The sequence below is a fragment of the Nostoc sp. DedSLP04 genome (assembly GCF_034530775.1).
Classification (GTDB): domain Bacteria; phylum Cyanobacteriota; class Cyanobacteriia; order Cyanobacteriales; family Nostocaceae; genus Nostoc.
Genome location: NZ_JAVRCL010000084.1, coordinates 1 through 5,947, shown reverse-complemented (window position 1 = coordinate 5,947; position 5,947 = coordinate 1). Strand labels below are relative to the sequence as shown.

At 41.2% G+C, this 5,947-nt stretch carries 5 protein-coding genes; all 5 read left to right on the top strand.

The window, feature by feature from the left end; all coding sequences use genetic code 11:
• Positions 1-94 precede the first annotated feature (94 nt).
• The 5 genes from RMX89_RS31310 to RMX89_RS31290 all read left to right on the top strand — a co-directional run bounded on the left by RMX89_RS31310 (position 95) and on the right by RMX89_RS31290 (position 5,257).
• The gene (locus RMX89_RS31310; protein WP_322691691.1) at positions 95-976 is read left to right on the top strand and encodes a 4-hydroxybenzoate solanesyltransferase; all 882 of its coding nucleotides are present in this window, start codon (positions 95-97) and stop codon (positions 974-976) included.
• A 391-nt stretch (positions 977-1,367) separates the two neighbouring features.
• Complete coding sequence (locus tag RMX89_RS31305) at positions 1,368-1,652, top strand: type II toxin-antitoxin system RelE/ParE family toxin (protein WP_322672405.1); 285 nt, start codon at positions 1,368-1,370, stop codon at positions 1,650-1,652.
• Between the two features lie 15 nt (positions 1,653-1,667).
• Positions 1,668-1,976 (top strand): HigA family addiction module antitoxin, encoded by a 309-nt coding sequence (locus RMX89_RS31300; RefSeq protein WP_322672404.1) that lies wholly within the window; start codon positions 1,668-1,670, stop codon positions 1,974-1,976.
• Positions 1,977-2,176: 200 nt separating this feature from the next.
• Complete coding sequence (locus RMX89_RS31295) at positions 2,177-3,955, top strand: asparagine synthetase B family protein (RefSeq protein ID WP_322691679.1); 1,779 nt, start codon at positions 2,177-2,179, stop codon at positions 3,953-3,955.
• 645 nt (positions 3,956-4,600) lie between these two features.
• Complete coding sequence (locus tag RMX89_RS31290) at positions 4,601-5,257, top strand: pentapeptide repeat-containing protein (protein ID WP_322686734.1); 657 nt, start codon at positions 4,601-4,603, stop codon at positions 5,255-5,257.
• Positions 5,258-5,947: the final 690 nt, after the last annotated feature.

The following is a 5,947-nucleotide window of genomic DNA, read 5'->3' as shown; positions in this document are numbered from 1 at the left end:
CCCAATGCCCAATACCCAATGCCCAATACCCAATGCCCAATACCCAATGCCCAATCCCCAATGCCCAATGCCCAATGCCCCATCAATCAATCCTATGCTAACGACACCAGAACGCCCCCAGTCACCAATTTGGCTTGTAATTATCCGGCTTTTACGCTGGCATAAACCAGAAGGGCGGTTAATTTTAATGATTCCTGCCCTTTGGGCTGTGTTTTTGGCAGCTTCAGGAAAACCGCCTTTACCTCTGGTTGGTGTGATTATATTGGGTACTCTGGCCACGAGTGCAACTGGGTGTGTTGTCAACGATTTATGGGATCGGAATATCGATCCAGAAGTGGAGAGAACACGCGATCGCCCCCTCGCTTCTCGTGCCTTATCTGTGAAAGTTGGGATTGTAGTTGCGATCGTCTCGCTAGCGTGTGCAGCAGTCTTGGCCTTTTATCTTAACCCCTTGAGTTTCTGGTTATGCGTGGCAGCAGTGCCTGTAATTTTGCTTTATCCAGGTGCAAAGCGGGTGTTTCCCGTACCGCAACTGGTGCTTTCCATCGCTTGGGGTTTTGGGGTTTTGATTAGTTGGAGTGCGGTAACGCAAAGCATTTCTCAGCCAACTTGGTTGCTTTGGGGCGCAACTGTATTGTGGACATTGGGATTTGATACAGTTTACGCCATGAGCGATAAAGAAGACGATCGCCGCATTGGTGTTAATTCTAGCGCCCTTTTTTTCGGTAATTATGCCCCTCTCGCTATTGGAATTTTCTTTGCTGGCACAATTTTGTTATTGTCTTGGTTAGGCGTAGTTATACATCTGCACTTAGCTTTCTGGATTAGCCTTGCAATTGCTACTATCGGATGGGTTTGGCAGTCTCTGCGATTAAGAGAGCGATACTTACCTAATTCTGCTTATGGTGAAATGTTCCGGCAAAATGTGTGGATTGGTTTTATTTTACTTGCTGGGATGATTGCTGGATCTTTATAAGAGGTTGTTTTAAAAGTGTTTGGCTGTGTTTAATCGCATTTTCACCCCCCTTAATCCCCCCGATGCATTGGCTACGGTGTACACACAAGTCACATTACCCCCCTTAATCCCCCCGATGTATTGGGGGGAAACAGGAAAATCTAGTTCCCTCCCCAATACATACGGGGAGGGTTAGGGTGGGGTAAACAAATATTCGATACACTACTACAGACTTTTCAAACATCCTCTAAGAATTCAGGAGGCAAGAGGCAGAAGGCATTTTGAAGTAATTTTTCTAAAGCTAGATAGCTTTTCGCAGGAATCACACTTGGCATCACACAAATTAAGTTAATGCGAGTTGCCTTGAAGTGTATACTAACGCTTTACGATAGTAACGCAAAGCGATAGTATTGTGATTGTTAGTTTTAAATCTGAAGAGACAAAGCTTATCTTTGACGGCTTTACATCTTCTCAGTATCCGCCCAATATCCAAAAAACTGCTTTCCGAAAACTGCTCATCCTTGAGGCTGCAACGTCAATTAGCGATTTGCGCTCTCCACCTGGTAATCGTTTAGAAAAGTTAGTTGGCGACAGGAAAGGGCAGTACAGCATTCGTATTAACGATCAATGGCGAATTTGCTTTGTTTGGACGGATGAGAATAATGCCTCGGAAGTTGAAATAGTAGATTACCACTAATGCAGGTCAATAATTATGAATAACACCCGTCTGCCAAATATTCACCCTGGGGAAATCCTACAACTAGAATTTTTAGAGCCACTAAATATTACCCCTTATCGATTAAGCAAAGATATAGGTGTAGCTCAGACACGAATTAGTGAAATTTTATCTGGAAAACGCAGTATTACAGCAGATACAGCGTTGCGTTTATCTCGCTATTTTGGTAGCAGCGCTCAGTTTTGGTTGAATTTACAAACGCAATACGATATACGTCAAGCTCTTGAAGAAAATGCAGAAGTTTACAATCAAATACCTAAACTTCCGTTTAATGATGTAGCCTGAGTTTGTCAAGCAAAATTTTAAATCTTCTAGGGTGCGTCATTTGAGGGAGAATGGAAAATTTTATGGTTATAAAACTTGTATTTTGCTTGGATTTTTAAAATTATACACTAGAAAATATAAGTTACATTATAGCCCCCTCCTCGCTTGCAACGAGTGCGTTGGAGGTGGGATTCTTACTGATTATGCGTTGAAAATTTCCCATGCTATTTGATGCGTTTAAAAATCGTAAATCTCCTAAAATCGAATTCAGCAAAACTAAGCCAAGCTGGCGCGTAGCGTGGGGAAAAGTTGATCCAAATTATGAAGATATAGCTTGGCGAGATGAAAAAATTTCTGTAATTTTACCACGCACAACTTCGGAATTGCTGACGGAGAAATTAGCAATCAGTTCTAGAGGACGATTTGTTGTTGTTGGTGATGTTTGGTTAACTAACCGAGTGCAATTGCTGCAAAAGTTAGGAATTGAACCAGATAGCTTTCAAGGAAGTTCTCTGCAACTGGTGGCCAATCTTTGGGAACGATGGGGTAATGAAAGTCTTAGCCAACTTGTAGGGATGTTTGCGTTGGTGGTTTGGGATAGAGAGAAACAGGTGTTGAGATTGATTCGCGATCGCATCGGTGTGCGTACTCTCTATTACACTACCACTGGTTCAGTTCGTTGGATTGCGCCTCAACTGAGAACTTTAGCACCTCATCGTTCATCCGATTTAGATTTGGTGGCGTTGCGAGATTATCTTTGTTGTGCTTTTGTTCCTGGCGAACGAACCCTTTGGGAACAGGTGCGAGAACTGCGACCTGGAACTGTTTTAGAATTTCCTGACTACAAAGCTACAGCTTATTGGCAGCTTCAAGAACAGATTATAGCAAGCGATCGACCCTTAGCATGGCATGGCGATCGCTTGCGAGAACTTCTAGAGCAAGTTGTTCAAGAATATTTACCACCAGCTAATGAACCCGTTGGCGTTTTTCTTTCTGGTGGTTTGGATTCTAGCAGTATCACTGCTTTAGTAGCAAAATTCCACAAAGCACCAGTCCACACCTTCTCGATTCATTTTGGTTCAGAATGTCCCAATGAGTTAGAATTTTCCAGTCTCGTTGCATCCCATTGTCAGACGCAGCACCACATTTTAGAAATTACTTTTAAGGATATGTGGTCACGCCTGCCGGAAACAATGGCTTATTTAGATGACCCCATTGGCGACCCATTAACTGTTCCCAACCTGTTGCTGGGACGACTGGCGAGAGAAAGCGTAGAAGTAGTTTTAAATGGTGAAGGTGGCGACCCTTGTTTTGGCGGCCCAAAAAATCAGCCGATGCTAATTAATAGTTTATATGGCTCTGTCACCAATCAAGATGCATTGCAAGCTTATTTAATTTCCTTTCAAAAGTGTGCTGTTGACTTACCACAACTTTTAAAACCAGAAGTTTGGACAGCAGTACAAACAGCGCCTTGGGTTTTTGCAGAAGATTTATATTCCCAAGCTAGCTATCTGAATCGGTTGATGGCAATGAATATTAAATTTAAAGGCGCTGACCAAATTTTGACGAAAGTCAGTAACTTGACTCAAGCTGCTCTTTTGCAAGGTCGTTCTCCTCTGTTTGACCAACGAATAGTAGAGTTAAGCATGGAGATACCTCCAGAGTATAAGCTTTCGGGAGTGGAAGAAAAAGCAGTTTTAAAGCAAGCGATTACCTACGGTACGTCTTTGGCGATCGCAGATATCTTACCAGACACAATTATTCATCGTCCCAAAAGTGGCATGATGGTACCAGTGCAGCTAGGATTTCGGAAATATTGGCAGCAAGAAGCCAGAGATTTATTGCTCAATCGAAATGCAGCTATCACTCCTTACTTAAACCAGATGCCAATTCGTAATTGGTTAAACTATCAAGGAGATACTTGGAGCCGATATGGAGTAAAGCTGTGGTTGCTTGCTAGTCTAGAAATTTGGTTACAAGTAAATCAAAAAGCGCAGTAGTGAAAGCAACAAAAAGATACGTCATAACTCAATAGAGTTATGCCTTCGCTATCAGTGCTGGGTAATAAGTGAAAAGAAATACTCAACACTGATGGAAATTTGAAATCTTAACTCATCCCCTGGCTTTTCATAAAAAGCTGTAGGGAAATCGAAGTCATTAGACTTATTGCAAAAGTCGGGGTAAAAGGGTAAAAAAACTCCAAATCCTTTCCCTTTAACCTTTTCCCTTTTCCCTAAGAGTGCAAAAATATATTTTTGCAAGAGGTCTATTAGTACCAATGATAAATGACCAAAGACAAATGACTCTTGTTATATGAATATTTCCTGACTTATGTCAGCATTTTTTGTTTTAAAAACCACTGAAAAAACGCATTTTCAAGTGATTGCCGATTTTCTGTTAATTTATTTTTGATTATTTACTGAGCTAATCTCCGTTTGCGGTGTACTCTCAATATACGGTAACTACCAATACTTCTCGGTTAAGGGGAAAAAAGAAAGGGGAAAGGGGAAAGAAAAAACCTTTAACTCAAACCCAGTAACCTTTTGCTAAAACCCGATTCCGAATTAAAAATGCACAAAGCGAGAAGTATTGCGGTAACTAACACACTCAACCTTTGAGATCGATTACACCCAGAGGTGAATACCATGAACAATTATCCTCAACAACAGGAATTTATTTTAAGTCAAATTACAAATAAATATTTTCAGCGTCGGGATTTCAGTGGATGTGACTTGAGGGGAATCGACCTGAAAGGAATTGATTTAAGTGGTATTAATTTAATTGGAGCTGATTTGCGTGATGCAAATTTATCTGGCTGTGTTCTGACTCGTGCTAATTTAAGTGGCGCAAATTTGATCCAAGCTAGCTTACGCGAAGCTAATTTGTATGAAGCATCTTTATGTGAAGCCAATTTGACTAATGCTGATTTAACACGAGCAAATTTGTGCGGAACATTCTTATGGCGAGTAAAATTCATAGGTAGTAATCTTTGGGGTGCTTCTTTATGTGATGTAGATTTGAGAGAAGCAGACTTAAGTGAAGCCAAATTAATTGAAGCATCGCTGATTGAAGCTAACTTAAGTTTTGCAAATCTCACACGAGCCAAGCTATGTGGAGCAAAATTACTAGAAGCTAATTTGACTGAGGCTAACTTAACTAGTGCAGACTTGACATGGGCAAATTTAACTAAAGCAAACTTGAGCAATGCAAACCTTTGGAAGACAAATTTGATTTATGCGAAGTTGCGAGATACTATCATGCCTGATGGTACAATTGAGCAACCTCAGATAGTTATTTCTTAGCTAGAAGTAGCTCTGCCAAAGTGAAATAATCTTGTGATTTTGTTTCCATGCAGAGTATGGAAACGAGATGCAGCATAATTCAGAATTCAAAAGTCAGAATAAGTAAACTTGAAACCCAGTACTTCTCGGTTATAGAAGTTCTCGCATGGATGCAGTACAGTTTTGACCTCACTTCCATTCCTCTCTCCTAAAAGGCTACCGTGTACACACATCTTGGTAATGAAGCCCAAACCCTGGATTTACCCCCCTTAGTCCCCCCTTGTCAAGGCAGGGCTGTTTCATTCCATTTCAAACAGGATTTGTCAAGATGGTTAGCGAGAAAATTGTAAGTAAGCGTGACGAAAAGATGAACATTTAAGCACTGAAATATCAGTAAAATAGTTGGTTTCATCGGCACGTTGGTAACAAAATAACTAATTTTTAATCGCTATAACCCTTGATTTTTAAAGCTCTTTGGGGAATGAATCAGCCCTGCCTTGTCAAGGGGGGAAATATCCGGTTCTCCCCCTTAGCAAGAGAGGGGGTGAGGAGGACTTGTGTGTACACCGTAGCTCCTAAAAGGAGAGAGGCTTTGAATCTTACTCCCCAACGCTAGAAGGGAAGGGGCTGTTCTTGTTAGGTCTGTATTCCATGCAACTGGAGTTTAGACTAAGCCATGCAAAATGACCCAGCAAGGCTGAGTTAATCAGA